The organism is Muribaculum intestinale (genome assembly GCF_002201515.1).
Taxonomy (GTDB): domain Bacteria; phylum Bacteroidota; class Bacteroidia; order Bacteroidales; family Muribaculaceae; genus Muribaculum; species Muribaculum intestinale.
Genome location: NZ_CP021421.1, coordinates 2891976 through 2915084, shown reverse-complemented (window position 1 = coordinate 2915084; position 23109 = coordinate 2891976). Strand labels below are relative to the sequence as shown.

Here is a 23109-nt window from a genome sequence, read left to right as displayed (position 1 = left end):
ACAATCTTCATCATTGGATTTTATATCGCTCTCGACCGATGCATATCCATATCTCTCGGGGGAAACCCGCCAAATAAGGAGTGGGGACATTCAATAGCATATCGGAAGTATTACTGTTATATACATCCACTTCCAGACGCAACATATTGAACACACCGAACTCCAGACCGATATTGGTCATCTTTGTCTTTTCCCATCCCAAATCCGGGGTGCTGATTGTCGACGGATAAAGTCCGGGAGCAACAGACCCCACACCGGTGCCTACTACATAATTGTCGGCAACCAGCGATGCATAGTAGTCGTAATTGCCGATACTGAAATTACCCGACACACCATAACTTGCACGTAGTTTCAATGCGTCAAGCCATGTATAGTCTTTCAGGAAACTTTCTTCCGACAGATATCATCCGGCCGACACCGAAGGGAAGTATCCCCACCGGTTATTGCTACCGAAACGCGATGAGCCGTCAGCACGCAACGACGCCGACAACAGATAGCGGCTGTCGTAATTATACTGTATTCTGGCAAATACCGATGCCAGCGACAATGCCTGCCTGGAAGAATCCTAATTGGTCGCCACTGTCGACGCATTAAGAGTCGTGACAAGATCATTCGGAAAGCCATTGGCCGTAATACGGCTTCCTTCTATTGATTCACGTTGCATAGACTGACCAAGCACGGCAGAAATATCATGAATATTATTTATGCGGGTGTTATACGACAGTGTATTCTCCCATGTCCAGCTTAGATAATCTTTTATGCGCAGCGTGCCTTCGGGATTCGACGGCGGCACTTTGTTTACCGATGTAGGCAGTGTCGACGGACGATAAATCTCCCTGCGGTAACTGTTCCAGGCGGTGCTGAATTCGGTTTTCAAGTTAAGGCCGCTTATTATTTCCCAACTGAAGAAAGTCTTGCCCATTACCTTGTTGCGTTTCATACGGTCTTCACGCTCATTAGCCAGAGCCACCGGGTTAATTACAGCCTGCTGCTTATAACTCCAGTTGTAATTGTCGAAATTATAGCTGCCGTCCTCATTATATACGGGAAAGATAGAAGCCATTGCCAACGCGAGCGACGGTATGGTTTCTTTAGTGAAACGGTCCTCTGTAGGCACTATATCATATAAGATGTGCGCTATACTTGTATTTGCGCCGAAGGTGACATTCTGGTATTTCACATTGATGTTTGCGCGGCCGCCGAATGTTTCTTGCCCGGAGCCTATCACAATACCAACTATCCATCAACCACTATAGGACTTATATTCAGATACATAGCGCGCAATCATCCAACTAAACCGTTTTTTTTGCAAATATGCCTGAAGAACTTACGTCTTCCGCATTGTTTAACACTTATAGCTTGTTTAATAATAAATGCGTCAGCCACTACAGTCTACAGACCGTCGTAACCGACGCATATTAAGCCCGATGGCAATCCCCGAATTACCGGTCTACACGGGCGAGCGTGGTATTGAATGTTTTTTCGACTACAGCTGTAGCCAGTTCAATATTATCGAGATATCATTCCGGTAAGCCGTTCTGAAACAAGACTGCTGTCAAGAGTAAACGTATATCCATAGTATTCCTCCATCCTTGATACCACGGTAGGCAGCATAGCATTGCGGAACATCAACCGTCGCGATTTCCAGGCTAAAGGATTGTCATTGTAATCGACTGAGGTCACATTGATGTCGCCGGTTGCATATATCAGCGTAGCTTTCTGTTCCGGAACGAGGGTTACATTCTTTCCGGTGACGGTCGACTTCATGCTCACCGATCCTTCAACAAGATATAACTAGGCATATCCGTCCTCTTCTCGTACGGAAAGATTAAAGGATGTACCATGTACTGTTACTTCAAGACCATAGGATTCGATTATAAACTCTGAAGTCCTATCCTTTACAATATCAAAGTAGCCTTCACCATTAAATTCAACCCGACGGGTATCGCTATTGAATCCGGATAATGTATAGCTCACTGATGAGTTGCCGTTGAGTTCGATAGTCGAACCGTCGGGAAGGTTTACAGTAGCCCTGTCTGTAGCCGCAGTAAATACGTTAGTAGATAATGATTCAATATCATTATACCGATTGTACAGGTATGCCGACCCGGCCATCAAAACAACTATAAGAGCTACCGCTGCAACCGCTGCACAAACCATAAGACGATGCCGCCGGATGCTCGGTTTAATCAGCATCGTACTAAGCCTACGGTAAACTTCAGCTTCGGCATGAACATCTTCCTGTCCGGGAGCAGGCTCAAATTCATGCCGGTCGTCATATATTTCATGTCCAAGCTGATTGTCCGACAATGATTCGAGCTGCCTTCTCGTCTCCTCTAATTCGGATTTCGTGAGCTTGTTCATACGGTATTTTCTGACTAAATCTCTCATTATTGCATATGTATTTGAACTGGTTTATAGAGGGCTCTAAATGATATCTACAATCTACATGACATAATCACGGTAGAAATGACAATCAACATCCGGCTTATATGATAGCGTACATATTTCAATCCTTTTGACAGATGATTCTTTACACTCTGCTCATTAATGCCAAGTCTTATGGCAATCTCTTTATTCGACAGATTCTCGAGTTTTGACATTCTTACAACCCGAGCTTGCGCAGGAGACAGCCTGTCGATTATATGTTCGACCCGAGAGGCAAATTCAGCATACTCTATCGTCGAAGTATCCTCTCTCCCGATTGAATTGCAATAGTCCAAATAATCTCATAAACCGGCGCATTGACATTTCGTCGATATGCGCTTATAAGATTATTTCTGGCGATGGTGAACAGCAGGCCACGCAACGTGCTGTCGGCAATAATTGAATCCCGGTTACCCATAGCTTTGCAAATACTTCTTGAACAATATCTTCCGCGCCATAAGCCGATTTCGTAAATTGCCGGCAGTATACATAAAGACGCTGAAAGTATAACTTATATACTAATGCAAAAGCATCTACATCGCCATTCTTAAGACGACGTAAAAGTAAGGCCTCAATATCTTGGTTATCCGGATTCGCCATATGTCTCTTCACAGGCGCAAAATTAGTGTTTTTTTAATACAAATTACACATATATAGGAATGCACATTGCTCAACGCCATATTAACGAGTTGTACATAAACATATTACGCCATAGCATCATTCTATTTTTTTAAATATGTCGGGCAAGTCAGACGAACTGAGAGTGACGTCACGCAAAGATATGACGGGGATTTGTGAGCAGGATAATATCGAATCAAGCATTCGCATATGCCGGCGCTTAGGAATATCCGCCGAAAGTAGAATCCGGCAAGGGCGCAATGAATCGACGACCGTCTGCCAACCGCCACGATAACCGCGGCAAATCAACGCATAGTCGACAATACCCCCATCATAGCACGGGGCAGACAATATACTGTCGTGGTTCACTATTACAAGTCGACCGGTAGTACCGTCGCATGCCGGTAGCACGACTGTGTTTCCGCGAACTATCGAGATAGATTGCTCTGCGGCAGATGTCGGATGGCCGACAAATTTACGATAACGTTCCGCATACTCATCCCGCAGAGATTCTGCAGCTATATCCGGAGCGGTAGTGAGCATTTCCACTCGACTGCGACTGACATCGCCGCCGTCTGATGGCATTCTGCATATTATGGTCGTAAAATACGCATCATGCGGAATAAACCATTGTTCCTCCTCCTCCGACGTGACACCACCGACAAATACAGTCACAAGCACCATGACGGCCAGGGATATCCACCACCCGACACTGCGCCGCCACAGCGCAACAAGCCCCAGACACAGAGTAACATAGTAGGAAACCATAGCATACCACGTAATATTCACGCCATATATGGCAGAAGCCGGTAATGAGGTAATCAGTTCTATCCAGCGCAACATCACATCATATATACCGTCGACAGCCGAACACAACCACACAGGGTCTGAACCGACGGCCTCGCACACCATGACAGCAATTCCGCCTGCCATCACTATCGGAAGAATCATAGCAACCGGTATGTTTGCCAAAAGGAAATAGACCGGAAAAATATCAAAATAATACATCGCAATCATGCCTGTGCCCAGCATCGCGCTCAGCGATATCGCGATTGTCAGCAGCAACCAGCGCATGCACCATGGAGCACGCCTGACCCACGGCAGTACCACCGGCATCACAAGCAGAATACACCCCACAGCAAGGTAAGACATCTGAAACCCTGGCATCCACAACTGCCTCGGCGACACAATCAGAATCATCAATGCCGACACGAGCATACCGTTGAATGACATGTAAGGACGCTGTAATATAATCCCGCCACACACCATCGAAGCCATAAGAGCGGCACGCGTTACCGATTCCGACATCCCCGAAAGAAAGGCATAAATCCACAACGCGGCAATTACCACTCCGCATCGCACTCGCCAGTCCCAAAGCAGACCAAGCGGAAATAGCAAGAATCCAAGAATCATTACAAGAATGCCGACATGCAGTCCGCTTAGCGCAAGCACATGAGCTACACCGGCCGCAGAGAATGCCTCGCGTGTATCAGGCGACAACCATTCATCCTCCCCCACTATCACAGCAGCAAGAAACTGACACGTCTCCCCCGACAGACTGCTGCGCATCAGCAGCGACGCAGCCTCCCGACGCATACGCCATGCCAGATAGCGCCAGCTGTCGTAATGCCCGTCAACAGAGATTTCCTCAGAAAACCCCGTAGCCACTATACCCCTTCGTGCAAGAATACCGGCATAGTCCGCTCCTGCCGTTACCTTATCATTGCTCGGCATATCCAACGTACCGTGGAAACTCACTATATCCCCCGGCACCACACCATCGGCCACACCATGCAGAGTATGCACAAGCATATCGGCGACCACACCTGTCGTGTCATCCGACCTTACAACCATGTGTATCCCACGGTCATTTTCCGAAATCTCAAGTACCTCTCCGCTCCATTGCCCGCGCGACAGAAAATCATCGTTTACATCAGGCAATCTATTACACGACATATCGGCCCCACCCAAGCCGCAAAACAACAGCATCCCGCCCAGCGGCAACGTCCACACGGGCAACCTGCGCCTTGCCACAATAAGCGCTACACCCGATATTATCACCACAGGAATCCATAGGTATCCGGCCATCTCACAAACAAGCATGCCTGCAATGAATCCAACAAGTGGAAACAATGCAGGCACGTATGACAGAGGAGGACGCATGCCGATATCGGTAAATCTGTCAGAACATTTTGTATATTGCCGTCATTCTATGGTGAACACTACAACCATAAAACTTGATACTGCGATAAAAATCCATAAAGCAATCGCAAGCAACAGCGGAAGTGTTCCCACCGACTTGATGGTATTAATTGAAAGACTCGCTCCGATAAAGAAGAGAGTAAGTACAAGCCCCTTCTTGGCAAGCCATACAAGCCACTCGCTGACCTCTGCCGGTATACCGCAATATGTATTCACCACCATGGCGATGACAAACAGAAAAATAAACCAAGGTATACTTATGCGGGCTTTCTTATCACGGAAAATCAGCATTGTGACAAATGCAAGCGGAATAATCCACAAAGCACGAGTAAGTTTTATCAAAGTGGCTATACGCAATGCCTCCGGCCCATAGGCGTCTCCGGCACCGACCACCGACGAAGTATCATGAATGGCTATTGCAGCCCAGGTGCCAAACTGCTGCTGGCTCATCTCAAAGAAATGTCCTATAGGTGGAAATATAAACAGTGCTATAGCATTCAGAATGAATATAACGCCCAGCGATACCGCCATCTCCTTCTCATCGGCGTGCAACACCGGACCCACTGCGGCAATTGCGCTTCCTCCGCAAATAGCTGTCCCCGACGAGATAAGATATGCCGTTTTGCGATTGATATGCATCCAGTAGCCGAACATACACCCAAGCACCATCACACTTACCACAGATACAACCGTAAACAGCATACCCTCGCTACCCGACTTGAGCGACTCGACGACATTCATTCCAAACCCCAGCCCTACTACCGAAGCCTGCAGAAGATATTTACTGCTCTTCTTGTTGAATTTAGGGAACGGACAGCCAAAACAAAGAGCAAACATAAGCCCGACAAACAATGCCGAGGCCGGAGTGACAGGATTATACCCGGTAAGTATATCCCATGGAAACAATACAATAACAATCAGGGCGATATACATCCATCGTCCTATCACATTTAAAGGCATAATATATACTGATGAATTTTGGTTTAAACAGTTGAGGAGTGGCAACACCCGACGCGGATAATTGAAACATCCGGTCTTAGCCACAACATAACCGGACGAAAATGCGCATGATTATTTCATCCGGTAAAATACGGACACGCTCTGAAAGCGACACAAAAGATATGCGGAACTACTCCTACGCTTCCTCCCAGATTTGCCACGACACAAACGCCTGGAGCAATAGCATCTCAAGGCCGTTTTTTGTCTCGGCACCCATATCCGACGATTTCTTCATAAACAGAGTGACATCCGGATTATATAGCAAATCATAGCACAGATGGGATGATGTAAGAAGACCATAAGGTATATCCGGACATTCGTCAACATGCGGATACATTCCCAATGGAGTTGTATTGACTATAATCTTATGGGCATCCATCACCTCAGGAGTGATATCGGCATACGTTATAACGCCTTCATTAGGCGTACGGGATACCATTACAGGCTCGACACCGAGATTGATAAGCCCCTGTCTGACCGCTTTGGCAGCACCACCGGTACCAAGTATCAGCGCCTTGTTGCGTTCCGGATTGAGCAATGGCCTTATTGAGTCGGAGAAACCGATTATATCCGAATTATATCCCTTGAGTTTTATATCATTGCCTTTCTTACGGATAAACTTTATCACATTCACGGCTCCAATTTTACGCGCATCCTCATCTATTTCATTAAGATACGGTATAACCTGCTCCTTATAGGGAATCGTCACATTAAGTCCTGACAAGGTGGGATACTCCGATATCACCTCCATAAAATCTCCGATATCCGGCAACTCAAAATTAATATAATGGGCCGGAATGCCTTCAGCCTCGAATTTCCGATTGAAATAGGCTTGCGAGAATGAGTGGGTCAATGGAAATCCTATCAGCCCGTATGTACGTTCTATCCGATCTGCCATAGCAAAAAATTTATGATTGCAAAGATATAAAAATCCATATGATAGCTCGAAAAAAAAGCGTTAAAATCGTATTACACACCTTATTTTTGATTTCTTTACAATCATTTCGCGCAAAATCATCTTTTTCCCATCCAGTTATGCTTGATATTAAGAATTATTTGTAACTTTGCACAGCATGTTGCACAACATAGCTAAGCGACACGATGATTAATAAAAGTACATTGGAAAGGGTAATCTCCGAAGATTTGTCAGAGCTCTGGTCGACGTTAAGCAGCGACGACAAGCATCTCATCATTGACAATTTCACTACCCACACTTTCAAAAAAAATCAGATAATCTATGCTGAAAAAGAGATGCCGGAATACCTCTGGTGTCTTCTTAAAGGCAAAGTAAAATTATATAAAGACGGTATCGGAGGCCGTCAACAGATATTACGCCTGATTCGTCCGGTACAATACTTCGGCTATCGTGCATACTTTGCCGATGAACCATACGTCTCGACAGCGGCGGCGTTTGAGCCTTCGACGTTGGGATGTCTGCCCATGTCGCTTGTGCAGCAACTCATACAAAATAATGTAAAGCTCGCATGGTTCTTCATCAAGGAGCTTTCTCGCAACCTCGGCGGCTCCGACACAAAAATCGTAAACCTCACCCAGAAACACATACGCGGTCGTCTGGCCGAAGCTCTCATCGCACTAAGGGAGAGCTACGGATATGAGGACGACGACGCGACACTGCGTATTTACATGGCTCGCGAGGATCTTGCCAATCTATCCAACATGACAACCTCCAATGCCATACGCACACTTTCATGCTTCGTCAACGAAAAGATACTGATAGTCGATGGACGCCGCATAAAAATCATGAACGAATCCGCACTCCGCAAGATAAGCAAATTCGGATAATCCCATAATTCAACAAGGAAGCACGCGTTTTATTTTGCCATTTGAGGCATAAATAAAGCGCGGCACGTTTATTACCGTCTTAGGAACGGAACGCCGGTCCAAACTCTTGCGAGCACACTCCATTATCGCCACACATTCGGCATCCGTAGCATTTTCCATCACAATAACGGCCTCTTCACCCCACCGTTCGCTCGGACGTCCAACTATATAGAATGGCGACGATACGCACCCTTCGAGACGTTTTTCCATCTCCTCAGGATGGAGTTTTATGCCTCCGGAATTTATAACATTGTCATATCTGCCAAGCCATCTGAACTCCGATTCCGACACAAGTTCTACCACATCATTGGTAACAAGCCGCCCAAACGAATATCCTGGTGCATTTATCGCCAGACATCCCCTGTAGTCAGTCTCAAACATTATTCCAGGAAGTGCGGTATAAGTATCCTGTCCTGAAGTGATATTTCTCAGAGCCACATGGCTACATGTCTCCGTCATGCCATAGGTAGCCCAGCTCACAACCGGATATTCCCTAAGTCTGCACTCGATATCTGCTGCCAAAGCGCCCCCGCCGACAATGACATTACGCAGTCGCTCGACATACTTCCCTGAAAGCAATCCGCCTACCTGCGACGGCACGACAGCCGTAAGATCGACATGCCTGATTTCCGTAGGTAAAAAGTCCAAAGGTCGGTTTGACGGACGTTCCACAATCAGCGTCGCACCACTCACAAAAGCCCTTACCACCATCATTTTACCCGCAATATAATCGGTAGAAAGCGGAAGATGAAGCACCGATGATGCCACTATACCGAAATGACGGCACGTGGCTTTAGCTGACACAATCATATCTGCCTTCGACAACATGATTCGCTTGGGCACACCAGTCGAGCCTGAAGTGTTGGCATAAACGACAGGACTGTCCGACAGCCACTCCTTTATAAACTCCGAGGCCAGACCGTCAGGATCAATTATTTTGGGAATCGACAACATTATTTCCATTCCATCTCAGGCAGCTCCCAAACGCCCTCCGGGTCATACCGCAGTCCGTCACCAATCTGGCGCAATGGAGATGCGATGTTATTGACATAAAGACGTCCGGTGCCAAGCCCCTGAGGTATCTTAGTATTCATCGAGCCACACCATTGGGCTATTGCATTAAGACCGATATCACTCTCGAGAGCCGACGTAGCCCACCATCCTATGCCACGCTCGCAAGCCAGCGCCGCCCACTCCTCTGATGCCGCAAAGCCACCGCAGAGCGACGGTTTCAATATTATATACTGAGGCTTTATGCTGTCAAGAAGCGCAATCTTCGATTTGGTATCACGACATCCGATAAGTTCCTCGTCAAGCGCTACGGGAATAGGGCTCTTCCGACATATCTCAGCCATGGCCTCAGTCTGTCCGGCCTTTATAGGTTGCTCTATCGAGTGTATGCCATAAGGCGCAAGCGCCCGGAGATTACACAACGCGTCCGAAGGCGTGAAAGAGCCATTGGCGTCGAGACGCAATTCCAGCTCCTCCGGCGCATAGCGCTCCCTTATATGATTTATCAAATTCAGCTCCTCATCAAATCGTATGCCGCCTATTTTCAGTTTTATACACCTGAATCCCGCTTCAATCTTCTCGTCGATTCTCGCCAGCATGCGGTCATGGCTTCCCATCCATATAAGTCCGTTGATAGGGATAGCGATTTCACCGCGGGTCCATCTCCCCGGCCAAAGAAGTCTGCGGCCGCCGTTGCGCAGGTCGGCCAACGCGCTCTCAGCACCGAACCGTATGGAACTGCTGTCCGACGGCACGAATGCAGTAAGACCCTGCCGGGAGATATCCGCGCAGACTTGTGCCAGCATATCCTCATAATCGGGAGTATCGTCAGCACTCAGTCCACGGAAAAGAGCACATTCACCGATTCCGTATATCCCCGGACGTCGCTCGTCGGAAATACGGATAAAGTAAGTCTCCTTATCGGTCATCACATCGCGCGATGTGATTGCCGGCTCATGAAACACGAGCCGGTAACGACAGTATTCAGCTTTCACTGTCAGCCTGGGAATTTCTGAAACTTGCTGAAATCGGGGTCGCGTTTCTCAAGGAATGCATTCTTCCCCTCCTGAGCCTCGGCCATAAGATAATAAAGCAATGTAGCGTCGCCGGCAAATTCCATCATACCGCGCTGTCCGTCAAGTTCAGCATTAAGAGCACGCTTAATCATACGTATAGCCATCGGACTACGCTTAAGTATGGTCTCACACCACTCCACTGTTTCATCTTCGAGACGTTCGAACGGCACAACCTTATTGACCATACCCATCTCCTCAGCCTCCTTCGCCGTGTATTGACGACAGAGAAACCATATCTCGCGAGCCTTCTTCTGGCCTACGCAACGAGCCAGGTAGCTTGCTCCGAAGCCGGCGTCGAAACTGCCCACCTTCGGGCCGGTCTGCCCGAACCGTGCATTTTCCGAGGCGATTGTAAGGTCGCACACCACATGCAGCACATGGCCACCACCTATGGCATAGCCGTTGACCATAGCGATAACAGGCTTAGGGATGCTGCGTATGGCCTTATGGAGGTCAAGCACATTGAGACGCGGCACTCCATTGTCGTCGATATACCCACCGATTCCTTTCACCTTCTGGTCGCCGCCTGAGCAGAATGCCTTGTCGCCGGCACCGGTGAGCACTATCACTCCGATATCTGCGCGTTCGCGGCATATGGCCATCGCGTCGAGCATCTCCTCATTGGTCTTAGGGCGAAACGCATTATACACCTGAGGCCGGTTGATTGTTATCTTGGCTATTCCGCCATATTGCTGAAAGAGTATATCCTCATACTCCTTGATAGTAGTCCATTCTCTCATATCCGGTATATTTTATTTTACTGCAAAGATACAAAATTTCCATCTATCATTCATCCACGGATGCATCATATGGATACATACGGCATCCTCCGGTGGATTCCGAAAAATCATCGGGTTCACTTTCATATTCCCTCTCGTTGACACGCACGGTATCACTGAGTATCTCATCATGTCCTGTCAGCGCCGCAAATGGCGCGAACTGTGCGGCACGAGCCTCCGTAGACATCGGTCTGCGCACTGCCGACACATGCCGTGGCATATCTATTATATCATCATACTTGCTCATGCCTTATGTCCTCCTATCTGGAAATTACGCTCACGCTGAGTTGCTCCCTCCGCATAATTGAGACCACGCAGTATGGCGTTTTTGCCATATGTGTCTTTGATTCTCAATAGCGCCTGTTGCAGACTGCGCTCACGCTTCATCTTCTGTTCCTTCTCTTTCCGCTCGGCCTGCAGTTTGTCATAGTCCACAAACAATTCCAGCTGGCTCGTATCTGAGCCGGACCTATGCATTGTCTTTTCATCAGCCACACGCATGGCGGTGACTGTCAGGCGCCTCACAAGCAAATCATGGTTTACCGACCCGTCAAACAGCTCTGACACCGCCTGCACAATCATGCTTGTCGATGACGTATACTCCGACAGATTGGCTGTAACATGGGTGTGATAAGGCACTGGGCGTCCATAAAAATCAGAGGATACTCGCCCGTGGTACCGCATTGCAATATCCGGATCAGTCAGCGATGACGCATCATAGCCCACCCCAAGCATAATCCTGTCGGTCACGCATCCCTTGCGGAAAAGTTCCAGCGACAGAGTCTCGGCCATCTCAAGCGCAACTACACGAGCCTTATCTGCCGTATACGCACAACTCAATACCTGGCCGCTTCCCATCGAGCGGTTTTCCGGGCGATATGCCTTTACCATATCCATCGTCACAGGTTCCCACCCCCAGGCATGGTCAATCAGCAGCTCGGCATTCACCCCGAACATAGAATAGAGCAATTCCTCATTGTCTATCGAGCATCTCGCCACATCGCCCATCGTTGTTATTCCATATTGTTCAAGACGGCGCGAGATACCGCGACCTATACGCCAGAAGTCAGTCAGCGGACGATGGTCCCACAGCATATGCCGGTAACTCATCTCATCAAGTTCGGCGATGCGAACTCCATCCTTGTCTGGAGCCATCTTTTTTGCCACGATATCCATAGCCACCTTACACAGGTACATATTCGTGCCGATTCCCGCCGTAGCAGTGATGCCGGTAGTAGCCAGCACGTCGCGTATAATCCTAAGAGCAAGTTCGTGGGGAGTGACACCGTAACTGCGAAGATACGAGGTGACATCGATAAACACCTCATCAATCGAATAGACATGAATGTCCTCCGGCGAGATGTATCGCAGATACACCTTGTATATCTGGGCGCTCTTGCGCAGATACTCGGCCATACGAGGTTTTGCCACCACATAGTCAACAGCCATTTCCGGATGCGACGCAAGCTCCATGGCCGAATATGATCTACCGGTAAATTTACCACCTGGAGCATTGCGGCTACGCGCGATATTTACTTCACGTATGCGCTGCACGACTTCAAAGAGACGAGGACGCCCCTTCAGCCCGTACTCTTTCATCCTCGGAGATACCGCCAGACATATTGTCTTCTGCGTGCGCGAAGAGTCGGCTACCACGAGATTGGTGTCAAGCGGGTCAAGCCCTCTGTCGACACACTCGACCGAGGCATAAAACGATTTCAGGTCAATGGCTATATAACTTCGCTGTCTGTTATCCATAGGATATGTCGCTGCAACAGTCAGTCACGAATATTACCTGAAACTTTCACATTACGGCAATCAGTATTTTCGACACGAGGAGTACCCATCACGTTGCCGGAAATCACAACATCAGCACAACCGCGCAGTATGAATAGCGGGGTGTCTGTGCCTGCCACCGTATTGCCCGAGAATTTCAGATTACCTGTCGACTTGGCATATACTACGGGCCTCTCGCCTGATATTTCTATCCGGTTGTCCGTAATCGCAACCCCCGAATGCACTATATTATCATAGCTGACCTCTGTATTCGATGAATTCAGGGCAATCGTGGCGCCATTCATACTATTATTGTACCCGCAATCGACAAACAAATTGTTGCGTACAGTCATGTCACAGACGGGCCCCGACTCATACCAGTCGCGGGCATCTGATTCGATAAGGATTGCAGTACCGGCAATCCTCTCGAAACGATTGTTCTCTATCACAATCCGACGTGGAGTGGTAGCCAGAATGCCACGTGTACTGATTCTCGTCATCGTGCATCCGCTCACATGGAGCGAAGGTGTCCATGTAAGATTCTCGACACAGGTCGTACCAGGCGATATGCATCCTGCCGGAAGCGGAGCATCAAACGTCAGTCCGATTTCCCGAGGATTTTCCTTATCCATTCTCACACCTGAAACTACGGCAATGGCATCGCGCCTCATTGTAGCCGGATTGACAAATGCCACGGTATCACCGACATGAAACGCTCTGAAACCATAGCTCTGATGATGCATGAAGCGAGCGGTAAGGCCATGCTCTCCGTTTACCGACGTCACCTGCAGATTGGTTCCGTGCACATTGATTACGTCATCCTGAGCTCCCGCAAAGTTGCAGTCGACAATATCTATATGCCCGCGACATCCCGAGAAGTGGACAAAATCGGCAGAAGAGGCGAGTATTCGTCCCGACTCCGAATCGGGCATGCAGTTTACATTTCTGAGCGTGACATCAGTACTGTACTGGCTCACGATACCGAGCCCGTGCATATATCGTATATCAAGATTCTCCAGTCGGGTATTGCGGCTGTGTATATTCAGCATGCCCACCTCCCGGCGGATTATATCACGTATGGTGAGCGTGGCGCCTTCCTCAGGACGGAAATCCTCGGGAACGTCAAATTGAAGACTACCCGGCGATAGCTCCTCGACATCACACCCCGACAGCACGCCCCAGTCATGCGAATACTGAAAATGACGGTCCGAAGGTGTATACTTAATACAGTGGGGTATCTCCGTACACCACCCTTCGCCAATCAGCCGCAGACGTCGGCCTCTTATATCATACCTCGTGTCGCGGTGAGTGCCTACAATGATTTTTCCGGGTGCCACACGGGTGTAGGTCAGTTCGGAACCACCCGGCCTTTCAAAATCCACTGCGAAATCCGACAATGTGACATCCACACATGAATCCACTGCAATAGGGGTAATAGAGCCATGCATCATCAAAGTAGCGCCATTCCCCTCTACAGTGATTCCATCCAGGCCATACATATGTAGTCCTATGGTCTTAATCTTCGACGGGCATTCTACCTCCGACGAGGTATTGGAGATGTATATCTCTTTACGCACAGCTCCCTCAGGCCATATATCGTAACGTCCGGGAGCAAACGACAGGACTGCCCCGGGCTTCTCCCTGCATGCATCAATCGCTCTTTGGATAGCCTCCACCGCGTTTACATACGAATCGGCCACCGCACCGAAATCGGCCACGCGGACCGTATCGCGAGACTCAGCACCGGCACATACGACGAAACACGGCAACATTGTAATCGACACGATGGCTCTTCTTATTTTTCTCTTTATAATATCCATATCACAAAGATATTCATTTATAGTCGATTCAGTACGATAGTGTTGGATAAATTTTGTGTACCTGAATCAATTGGCAGCGGCAAATATCACTGTAATTGCACCATAATATGTAACTTTGCAGTATGGAACAGAACGAGGAACTGCAACGGGCATGGGAATTTGCCGAGCATACCCACACAAGCATTTTTCTTACAGGTAAGGCTGGAACGGGCAAAACCACATTCCTGCGCAATCTGCAACAGCATAGTTCCAAATCAATTGTAGTTGTCGCGCCTACAGGTGCGGCGGCCATCAATGCAGGCGGCGTTACAATACACTCGTTTTTCCAACTCCCGCTTTCTCCATATATTCCCGGAATAGAGATACGCGACAAGTTCAGTTTCTCCCGCGACAAGCTGCGCATAATCCGCATGCTCGACCTGCTGGTCATCGATGAGATATCAATGGTGCGTAGCGACCTGCTCGACGCCATCGACAACGCTCTGCGCAAATACCGCCGCGACAGTCGCCCGTTTGGCGGCGTACAGCTTATGATGATAGGCGACCTCCAGCAACTTTCTCCAATCATGACTCCGCAGGACGAGGAGTTGCTGGCTCCGCATTACCCCACCCCCTACTTTTTCAGCAGCCGTGCACTGCAACAGATTGATTACGTCACCATCGAGCTCACAAAAGTATACCGACAGCAGAACCTCACATTTATCAATCTGCTCAATCACATACGTACCGGAAATCTCGGACGTGAAGACATCGGTATTCTCAACTCGCGATACATCCCGGAATTCATCGCGCCACAGGGTTCTGGATATATACGCCTCACAACACACAATTCCTTTGCCGACCGCTATAACAATGATTGTCTCTCGCGCATTGCCTCACCGTCGGTGACATACCATGCCGAGGTAAAAGGCACATTCCCCGAGACATCATTTCCGACAGCATCAGAACTCACGCTGAAGGCCGGTGCCCAGGTGATGTTTGTACGTAATGACCCGTCACCCGCACGCCTGTATTACAACGGTAAGATAGGACATATCGTAAATCTGCAGAAAGACAAGATAACGGTAGCTTGCGGCGATGAAGCCATCGAGGTCTCCACTGCCGAATGGCAGAACACACGCTATCGTGTAGACGATACCACCGGTGAGCTTACCGAAGATATACAAGGCACGTTCACACAGTTCCCCATACGACTTGCATGGTCAATCACCATACATAAGAGCCAGGGGCTTACATTCGAGCATGCGATAATCGACGCAGGGTCGTCGTTTGCTCCGGGACAGGTGTATGTAGCTCTAAGCCGGTGCAAATCGCTTGAAGGGATGGTACTCGCTACCCCTATCACACCGGAAGCCATAATGACCGACACCAGAGTGTCGGAGTATGTCAGCCGGCAGCAGGACGAAGCGGCGCGAAGCATCGAGCGGCTGCCGATGATAAAGGAAGCATACTTCCGCATGCTTGTGACCGAACTGTTCTCGCTCGGCGCCATATGGCAATGTGAGGAGCGCCTTGCACGGTTTGTCGGAGAGCATTGCCGGCGCACGTATCCACAAATCGTGACAATACACCGCGAACTGGTCACCGACCTGCGCACACAAGTGCTTGAAGTCGCCGACAAATGGCTCCCGGTACTGCGGCGCATGAGCGACGCCGACCTACACTCCGACGCGACTCTCGATAGGGTAAAACGCAGCGCGACATATTTCCACGACACTCTGCTCAAACTGTTCGAACCTATGTTTGAACGCATCACCGATGTGTCAATCAGCAACAAGACTACGGCATCGCGATTCAAAGAACTCGTGACCGACCTCTTTCAGACCACCAAAGCGCGGTTGCTCCTGCTCGACGCAATCGCCCGCGAGGGATTCACAATACCGGGCTATCTCAACAATAAGCAGAGAGCCATTGCCGAGGCCACACGCGACAAGTCGAAGAAAATCACACGCCGTAAGCCCACGGCAAAGAGCACCAAAACGTCAGACTCATCGACATCGTACCCTACTGTCAATCAGCCGGCAGAACCGGTTGAGAAGATGCCCAAGGTGGTGAAAGTGAAGAAAGAGAAGCCCCCAAAAGAGCCTAAGGAAGCGTCGTGGATAGAAAGTTTCCGTATGTTCGGCGACGGACTCACCCCGACTGCAATAGCCGAACGCCGCGGCCTGGCGGAGTCTACAATATGGACTCACCTTACCAAGGCTATGCAGGAAGGAAAACTTGATATCCACGACCTGCTTGACGACAGCACCATCGACAGCATAACCAAAGCCGTTGAAAATTTCGATGGCGTGCCGACACTTACCGAAATCAGGGAAAGGCTACGCAACAAAGTGTCATTCAACGAAATACGCATCGTGCTGACTCATCTCAATCCGTAAACCGGACTATTCTCAGAGGGGCAACGCCGACAACAGCAGTTCGGAGAGCGTAGGATGTGCAAACACCGCACGTGTGCGCAGAGTGTCGGCTGTCATGTCCCCGGCCATCGCTATCGACGCTTCCTGCACTATTGCATCGGCTCCGGCCCCTATAGCACAGCATCCGGCAATACGACGGGTTGCAGCATCTACCGCTACCTTAACAAAACCTTCTGTCTGGCCCATAGCCGAAGCCATGCCGTTGGCTCCATACATTGCTTTGCCGACAATCAGCGCACCGGGAGTGTCGGAATTCAGCGTACCAACCTGAGCACACTCAGGCAACGTGAACACAACAGACGGTACACTCTCGACAGAATCGCGCACACCCATGGCTACTTCAGCCTGGGCAGAGGCTGCATGCGCAAGCATAAGGCGTCCGTTGCAGTCGCCTATGGCATAGATGCCCGGTACCGACGACATCATTCTGTCATCAGTGGATACAGCCCCCGAGGCCGTAAGCACTACACCGGTATCAGTCAACCCGTCAGGAAGTACCGCACGCCGTCCGGTAGCCATCATAACCATCGGAGCTGTAAGCGTATGGTCGCCACGCCGATCGGCATATGTTACGGTTATTCCCCCTTGCTCGGTCGACTCCAGCGATGTTACCTGAGCACCGACAACGACAGTCACGCCACGGCGCGACAGCATCGAGCGCAAGCGCTTGGCCATCTCTGCGTCAAGGCCTGGAAGTATCTCCCGACAATATTCCACCACCGTCACCTTGCAGCCGAAAGCATGGGCTATGCATGCACACTCCATACCTATCACTCCTCCGCCGATTACCACAAGTTCCGAAGGAAGTTCGGTCAGGCGCAGAAATTCATCGCTCGTTATAGCAAGTTCAGCGCCCGGCACACGGAGCCGTGCAGGTCGTGAGCCGGAGGCAATTATCATCCGCTTTGCAGCATGCAGCAACGTACCTCCGACCTCTACCGTGTCGGCAGAAACTATACGTGCATCACCATATACTACAATCCCGGCGCCTATCGACATTTCTGCGCCTTTTCGCAACGAAGCCACCACCTCATCCTTACGGGCGGATGCTACGGAATAGTCATGCTGTATCTCTCCCGCTATCCCGACACCGAAGCCGGAGGCTGATGCGACAACAGATATCACCGATGCCGACTGGACAAGAGCCTTTGTGGGTATGCAGCCGCGATTGAGGCATGTGCCACCTACCTCTCTGCGTTCGACCACGCACACGCTCTCGCCCCTCTCACGAGCAATAGCGCAGGCCCGCATTCCGGCCGGGCCTGCGCCTATTATTATATTGTCAAATTCCTTGTGGTCCATATAAAGGAGCTATTACAAGTCAAAGAATGTAACCTTTGGATGAAGAGCCGCTTCAGTATCGTCGGCATGAGCCACAGGGGTCTCGTAAGGGGCACCCTTGACGAATTCCGGACGCGATGAAGCGTCCTCGGCAATCTCGCGCATGGCAGCTATAAAACTGTCGATGGTCTCAAGACACTCGGTTTCGGTAGGCTCAATCATAAGCGACTCATGAAACAGCAGGGGGAAATATATGGTCGGGGCATGATAGCCGTAGTCAAGCAGACGTTTGGCGACATGCAGTGTCGTCACCCCACCCGACTTGTCGCGCAATCCGTCGAATACAAATTCATGCTTGCATACTCCATCTACCGGCAGAAGATATAAATCGCGCAACGATTCCTTTATATAGTTGGCATTGAGTGTGGCAAGAGGCCCTACCATGGCCAGCCCTTCGCGTCCGAGAGTAAGCAGATATGAAAGAGCGCGTTGCAGCACGGCGAAATTGCCGAGCGTACCGCTAATCCTGCCGAGGGATTCTTCGCTCTCAACCACCGAAAATGTATCATCGGCATTACGCACCACACGCGGATTGGGGAGCAGATGCTCAAGCCCGGCACGTACTCCTACCGGACCGGAGCCAGGGCCGCCTCCTCCATGCGGAGTGGAGAAACTCTTGTGAAGATTCACATGCATTACATCAAATCCCATATCGCCCGGACGGCATTTGCCAATCAGTGGATTAAGATTGGCTCCATCATAATACATAAGCGCACCGGCATCATGCACCATACGTGCGATTTCCGGAATATTGCGCTCAAACATGCCGAGTGTGTTGGGATTGGTCATCATCATGGCAGCCACAGTGTCGTCGAGCAGAGGGCGCAGGGCATCGATATCCACCGTGCCATCGGGCAGGCTTTTGACCTCCACTACCGACAGTCCGGCTACTGCGGCACTTGCAGGGTTGGTTCCGTGGGCCGAATCGGGCACTATGACTTTGGTCCGGCGAGTATCGCCGCGTTGCTCATGATAGGCGCGAATTACCATCAGACCGGTAAGTTCTCCGTGTGCTCCGGCATATGGATTAAGCGTAAACTCCGCCATACCTCCGATTTCGGAGAGCATGCGTTGCAAAATCCAGTACAACCGCAATGCTCCCTGTGTAGTAGTGTCAGGCTGCATCGGATGAAGCGAAGCAAATGCCGGCTGTGAGGCCATCTCTTCGTTGATTTTAGGATTGTACTTCATCGTACACGAACCCAACGGATAAAAACCGGTGTCGACTCCGAAGTTGTTGGTGCTCATGTTGGTATAATGACGCACAACGGCCGGCTCATCAACCTGAGGCAGAGGCAGAGCCAGCGAGCGCATGAGCGATGCGGGGATGGAATCAAGCCCGTGGGCTGAGGCATGAGGCGGGAGAGTGGCGCCGCGGCGTCCGTTCCGCGACAACTCAAATATAAGATTGCCGTATAATTTCCTGTTCATAGCTATAAGAGCTTGTTTAATAATAAATGTTACCGTCAGGGCGGTCAGTCGTCGGGCAGATTTTCGCTTGTGATGAGGGAGTTATGGGGTCCCATAACGACCGAAGAACGGGCGGAAATATGCCGGCGAATGACCGACGGGAGGTAATTTGTTTCATATAGTTGATATATTTTTGCATTTATTTTAGAAGCAGCCAAGAGATTGTATAGGTTATAAAGTTACCTTTTGTCTCGTATATCTTGGCCGCTTTTCGCCCTGTCCCTGCGGTCATGTACATAAAGTACGCTCCTTCGGCACATGTCGAAAATCGACTCAAGCTATACGACCCTGGCGGCAACATTTATTATTAAACAAGCTCTAAGTGTTACAGGCAATCAGATTGATGCGAATATATCGACCAATGATTGCATCTCGGTTTCAGTGCGCATCTCAGTTACAGCCACAAGAATCCTGTGGTCGCCGATTTTCACTCCGGGGAGCACACCTCGGTCTATGCCCCCGGAAATAACATCGTCGACTGTGGCATCCGTGTCAAGTACAAACTCGTTGAGCCATGGAGCATCGGGCCATGCCATACGGGCCTTTCCTGTAGCCTCGATTCTTTCGAGCAGCCATCGGGCATTGGCGGCTCCCGCCTCATTTACCTCCCGCATGCCGTCAGGTCCCATAAGCGAGAGATATACGGTAGCAAACAGGGCCATAAGTCCCTGGTTGGAACATATATTGCTTGTAGCCTTCTCACGACGGATATGCTGTTCGCGAGCCTGAAGAGTGAGCACAAACACACGCTGTCCGTTGCCGTCGACAGTCGCGCCGACTATTCTGCCCGGGAGCTTGCGTATATGGGCCTTCTTGCAACAGAGGAACCCGAGATACGGGCCACCATAGTTCAACGGCATGCCGAGCGGCTGAGCATCGCCACAAGCAATGTCGGCGTCCCACTCTCCCGGAGTCTTGATTACGGCAAGAGCCGACGGATTGGCATACATGGCAAGAAGTGCCTTGGCGGAATGTGCCTCATCGGCAAGCCCGGTATAATCCTCAAGTATGCCGAAACGGTTGGGAGTGGCCACAAGCACACCTGCCACATCGCCTTGTGCAAGCATCATTGAAAGAGCTTCGCGATTGGTGACACCACCTTCGGTTGCAGGCACCTCATCAAGTACTATGCCATGATAATGCGCATACGTAGCCATCACGGCACGCACTTGCGGAAGCACTGTGGCGCTCACAAGCACACGATTGCGCTTGCGTGACGACGCCACCATCATCAGCATCGCTTCGGCCGCAGCGGTAGCGCCGTCGTACATTGATGCGTTGCTGACCTCCATTCCTGTAAGCGCCGCCATCATTGTCTGATACTCGAATATATACTGCAGAGTGCCCTGGGAAATCTCCGGCTGGTAAGGAGTGTAGGCCGTCAGAAACTCAGAGCGCGAAAGAATCGACGGAATGGCCGCCGGAGTGTAATGGTCATAGTAGCCTGCCCCCGCGAAACATGTGAGAGTGTGGTTCTCGGCTCCAAGAGAGGCGAAGAAATCGCGCACCTCCTTTTCAGACTTCGCCGCAGGGAGATTGTACTCACGTGCGAGCAACAGTTCCTCCGGGATGTCGTCATAAAGCCGGTCGAGCGACGTCATGCCGCAACGGTCGAGCATGGCGGCAACATCCTCGTCAGTGTGAGGGAAATAGTGATGATAAGCCATGACGGTAAAGATTATGTAACCCGAATCAGCAAACAAGTCAGCCTATCAATGCGCGATAGCCGGCCTCGTCGAGCAGCCCTTCAAGCTCTGAAGGGTCAGAAAGTTCCACCTTTATAATCCAGGTGTTCATGGCGTCCTTGTTTATGAGACCAGGATTGTCGGCAAGCTCCTCGTTGACTTCAATCACAGTGCCACTTACCGGGGAGATAAGGTCGGAGGCCGCCTTCACACTTTCGACACCGCCGAAATCCTGTGAGGCCACAACCTCGTCATCGACTTCAGGAAGATCGACATAAACTACGTTTCCAAGCTGATGCTGCGCATAGTCGGTTATGCCAATCATGCCTGTGTTGCCTTCTACAGTGATATACTCGTGGGTCGGAGAATAATAAGTCTTGCTCATGGGAATTATATAATGGACTGTTTTAATTATTTATGATTCAGTAGAGAAAATCCAAGCGTAAAATCTATTTCTTGTAACGCTTGTCATAGAAGCGTTTCTTCACAACGCGCCCCGGGAATGTCTTGCGTCGTATACGTATCTTCACGGGAGTATCCAACGAGGCATATGGCGCCTCAATCAGAGCCATCGCCACGGATTTATCCGTTGATATAGCGTGATAGCCGGTAGTGACATGGCCTATGACGCAATCCGTATCGGCATCAAGCACATCATAGCCATGACGGGGAATAGCACGGTCGGAGAGTTCGATTCCTACAAGGCGGCGCTTGGGCCCCTCCTCTTTAACGCCGGCAACCGCATCACGACCGATGAATCCACCCTCTTTATCAAGTTTGACAAAAGTAGAGAGTCCCGCCTCCACCGGCGATATATCTTCGTCGAGTTCATCGCCATAAAGAGGGAGTCCGACCTCGAAGCGCAGTGTATCGCGGCATCCAAGTCCGCATGGAGCACAACGCCCCGACTCAATAAGCGCATCCCACATAGTACATATCACTTCATGTGAGGCGTATATCTCGAATCCGTCTTCGCCGGTATATCCGGTACGCGAAACGATTATTTCACTGTCGCGCCATGTCGTGCATCGGAATGTATAAAATCCGAGGTCGGCACACAGCAATGAAAGTACGTTTTCTATCACTTCCTCAGCCAAAGGCCCCTGCACGGCGATTTCGCCAAGAGTGTCACATAAATCCTCAAGTGTCACATCATATCCCTCAGCATGGGTGGAAATCCAGCGTCGGTCTTTTTCTATATTGGCGGCATTGAACACAAGGAAGAATTCGGTATCCGATAATTTATATACAAGCAAATCATCGACAACGCCACCTTGCTCGTTTAGCATCATGCCGTAGAAACATTTTCCGGATTGTCCGACAGCGACATCGTTAGTGAAAATATGATTGACGAAGCGCATGGCATCAGGCCCCTTGACCCACATCTCGCCCATATGACTCACATCGAACACACCGCAGGCATTGCGCACTGCATTATGTTCCTCGACGATTCCTTCATACTGTATAGGCATGTGGAATCCCCCGAATGGCGACATAAGCGCGCCGAGCCCGACGTGGCGCGAATGGAGACAGGTAGGTTTGTTATCTTGTGTTTCCATCATTATATTTAGGTTGATTATTTAATTCGTAAAACTCTATCAAAAACCGACTGACGCAAGATTTCTCATGACATTACGGTCTGT

23 protein-coding genes are annotated in these 23109 nt (G+C 49.9%); 2 read left to right on the top strand and 21 right to left on the bottom strand.

Going from position 1 to position 23109, the window contains the following annotated elements:
• Nucleotides 1-10: 10 nt before the first annotated feature.
• The 10 genes from ADH68_RS11980 to ADH68_RS11940 form a co-directional block, all read right to left on the bottom strand.
• The gene (locus ADH68_RS11980) at nt 11-355 is read right to left on the bottom strand and encodes a TonB-dependent receptor domain-containing protein (RefSeq protein WP_157755896.1); all 345 of its coding nucleotides are present in this window, start codon (nt 353-355) and stop codon (nt 11-13) included.
• Between the two features lie 48 nt (nt 356-403).
• Nucleotides 404-547 (bottom strand): TonB-dependent receptor, encoded by a 144-nt coding sequence (locus tag ADH68_RS14230; RefSeq protein ID WP_107033569.1) that lies wholly within the window; start codon nt 545-547, stop codon nt 404-406.
• 18 nt (nt 548-565) lie between these two features.
• On the bottom strand, nt 566-1180 hold the full coding sequence (locus ADH68_RS11975) for a hypothetical protein (protein ID WP_133165720.1): 615 nt from the start codon (nt 1178-1180) through the stop codon (nt 566-568).
• A 329-nt stretch (nt 1181-1509) separates the two neighbouring features.
• Nucleotides 1510-1767 (bottom strand): FecR domain-containing protein, encoded by a 258-nt coding sequence (locus tag ADH68_RS11970; RefSeq protein ID WP_068960629.1) that lies wholly within the window; start codon nt 1765-1767, stop codon nt 1510-1512.
• A gap of 27 nt (nt 1768-1794) precedes the next feature.
• Nucleotides 1795-2364, bottom strand: a complete 570-nt coding sequence (locus tag ADH68_RS11965) for a FecR domain-containing protein (protein ID WP_157755895.1) — start codon at nt 2362-2364, stop codon at nt 1795-1797.
• A gap of 74 nt (nt 2365-2438) precedes the next feature.
• Complete coding sequence (locus tag ADH68_RS14300; protein WP_084274005.1) at nt 2439-2723, bottom strand: sigma factor-like helix-turn-helix DNA-binding protein; 285 nt, start codon at nt 2721-2723, stop codon at nt 2439-2441.
• A 43-nt stretch (nt 2724-2766) separates the two neighbouring features.
• A complete protein-coding gene (locus ADH68_RS11955; RefSeq protein WP_084274006.1) occupies nt 2767-3027 on the bottom strand; it encodes an RNA polymerase sigma factor in 261 nt (86 codons plus the stop codon).
• A gap of 117 nt (nt 3028-3144) precedes the next feature.
• The gene (locus ADH68_RS11950; protein WP_068960631.1) at nt 3145-5208 is read right to left on the bottom strand and encodes a ComEC/Rec2 family competence protein; all 2064 of its coding nucleotides are present in this window, start codon (nt 5206-5208) and stop codon (nt 3145-3147) included.
• Between the two features lie 42 nt (nt 5209-5250).
• Nucleotides 5251-6207 (bottom strand): YeiH family protein, encoded by a 957-nt coding sequence (locus ADH68_RS11945; RefSeq protein WP_068960632.1) that lies wholly within the window; start codon nt 6205-6207, stop codon nt 5251-5253.
• Nucleotides 6208-6382: 175 nt separating this feature from the next.
• Complete coding sequence (locus ADH68_RS11940) at nt 6383-7144, bottom strand: shikimate dehydrogenase family protein (protein ID WP_068960633.1); 762 nt, start codon at nt 7142-7144, stop codon at nt 6383-6385.
• Between the two features lie 203 nt (nt 7145-7347).
• Between ADH68_RS11940 and ADH68_RS11935 the strand changes: the two genes are divergently transcribed.
• Nucleotides 7348-8049 (top strand): Crp/Fnr family transcriptional regulator, encoded by a 702-nt coding sequence (locus ADH68_RS11935; RefSeq protein ID WP_068960634.1) that lies wholly within the window; start codon nt 7348-7350, stop codon nt 8047-8049.
• 9 nt (nt 8050-8058) lie between these two features.
• Here the strand turns inward: ADH68_RS11935 and ADH68_RS11930 are convergent, their stop codons facing one another.
• Genes ADH68_RS11930 through ADH68_RS11905 form a run of 6 tightly spaced genes read right to left on the bottom strand, consistent with a single transcriptional unit; the run spans nt 8059 to nt 14550 of the window.
• The gene (locus tag ADH68_RS11930; RefSeq protein WP_068960635.1) at nt 8059-9051 is read right to left on the bottom strand and encodes an AMP-binding protein; all 993 of its coding nucleotides are present in this window, start codon (nt 9049-9051) and stop codon (nt 8059-8061) included.
• On the bottom strand, nt 9042-10094 hold the full coding sequence (locus ADH68_RS11925) for an o-succinylbenzoate synthase (RefSeq protein ID WP_068960636.1): 1053 nt from the start codon (nt 10092-10094) through the stop codon (nt 9042-9044). The genes ADH68_RS11930 and ADH68_RS11925 overlap by 10 nt, the downstream gene beginning before the upstream one ends.
• Nucleotides 10095-10096: 2 nt before the next feature.
• Nucleotides 10097-10915, bottom strand: a complete 819-nt coding sequence (gene menB, locus ADH68_RS11920; RefSeq protein WP_068960637.1) for a 1,4-dihydroxy-2-naphthoyl-CoA synthase — start codon at nt 10913-10915, stop codon at nt 10097-10099.
• Nucleotides 10916-10961: 46 nt separating this feature from the next.
• Nucleotides 10962-11201 carry a hypothetical protein gene (locus ADH68_RS11915; RefSeq protein ID WP_068960638.1) on the bottom strand — a complete coding sequence of 80 codons (240 nt, stop codon included), beginning with the start codon at nt 11199-11201 and terminating at the stop codon, nt 10962-10964.
• Nucleotides 11198-12712, bottom strand: coding sequence for a Y-family DNA polymerase (locus ADH68_RS11910; RefSeq protein ID WP_068960639.1), 1515 nt, complete (start codon nt 12710-12712; stop codon nt 11198-11200). The genes ADH68_RS11915 and ADH68_RS11910 overlap by 4 nt, the downstream gene beginning before the upstream one ends.
• Before the next feature lie 20 nt (nt 12713-12732).
• Nucleotides 12733-14550, bottom strand: a complete 1818-nt coding sequence (locus ADH68_RS11905) for a right-handed parallel beta-helix repeat-containing protein (protein ID WP_068960640.1) — start codon at nt 14548-14550, stop codon at nt 12733-12735.
• A gap of 122 nt (nt 14551-14672) precedes the next feature.
• Between ADH68_RS11905 and ADH68_RS11900 the strand changes: the two genes are divergently transcribed.
• Nucleotides 14673-16931 (top strand): helix-turn-helix domain-containing protein, encoded by a 2259-nt coding sequence (locus ADH68_RS11900; RefSeq protein ID WP_068960641.1) that lies wholly within the window; start codon nt 14673-14675, stop codon nt 16929-16931.
• A 12-nt stretch (nt 16932-16943) separates the two neighbouring features.
• Here the strand turns inward: ADH68_RS11900 and ADH68_RS11895 are convergent, their stop codons facing one another.
• From ADH68_RS11895 to gcvT, 5 genes are all read right to left on the bottom strand, one after another.
• Nucleotides 16944-18272 (bottom strand): dihydrolipoyl dehydrogenase family protein, encoded by a 1329-nt coding sequence (locus ADH68_RS11895; RefSeq protein ID WP_068960642.1) that lies wholly within the window; start codon nt 18270-18272, stop codon nt 16944-16946.
• Between the two features lie 12 nt (nt 18273-18284).
• Nucleotides 18285-19742 (bottom strand): aminomethyl-transferring glycine dehydrogenase subunit GcvPB, encoded by a 1458-nt coding sequence (gene gcvPB, locus ADH68_RS11890; RefSeq protein ID WP_068960643.1) that lies wholly within the window; start codon nt 19740-19742, stop codon nt 18285-18287.
• 374 nt (nt 19743-20116) lie between these two features.
• Complete coding sequence (gene gcvPA / locus ADH68_RS11885) at nt 20117-21448, bottom strand: aminomethyl-transferring glycine dehydrogenase subunit GcvPA (protein WP_068960644.1); 1332 nt, start codon at nt 21446-21448, stop codon at nt 20117-20119.
• A gap of 37 nt (nt 21449-21485) precedes the next feature.
• Entirely contained in the window at nt 21486-21851 is a 366-nt protein-coding gene (gcvH, locus tag ADH68_RS11880) for a glycine cleavage system protein GcvH (protein ID WP_068960645.1), read from the bottom strand.
• A gap of 64 nt (nt 21852-21915) precedes the next feature.
• The gene (gene gcvT, locus ADH68_RS11875) at nt 21916-23028 is read right to left on the bottom strand and encodes a glycine cleavage system aminomethyltransferase GcvT (protein WP_232321488.1); all 1113 of its coding nucleotides are present in this window, start codon (nt 23026-23028) and stop codon (nt 21916-21918) included.
• Between the last annotated feature and the right edge of the window lie 81 nt (nt 23029-23109).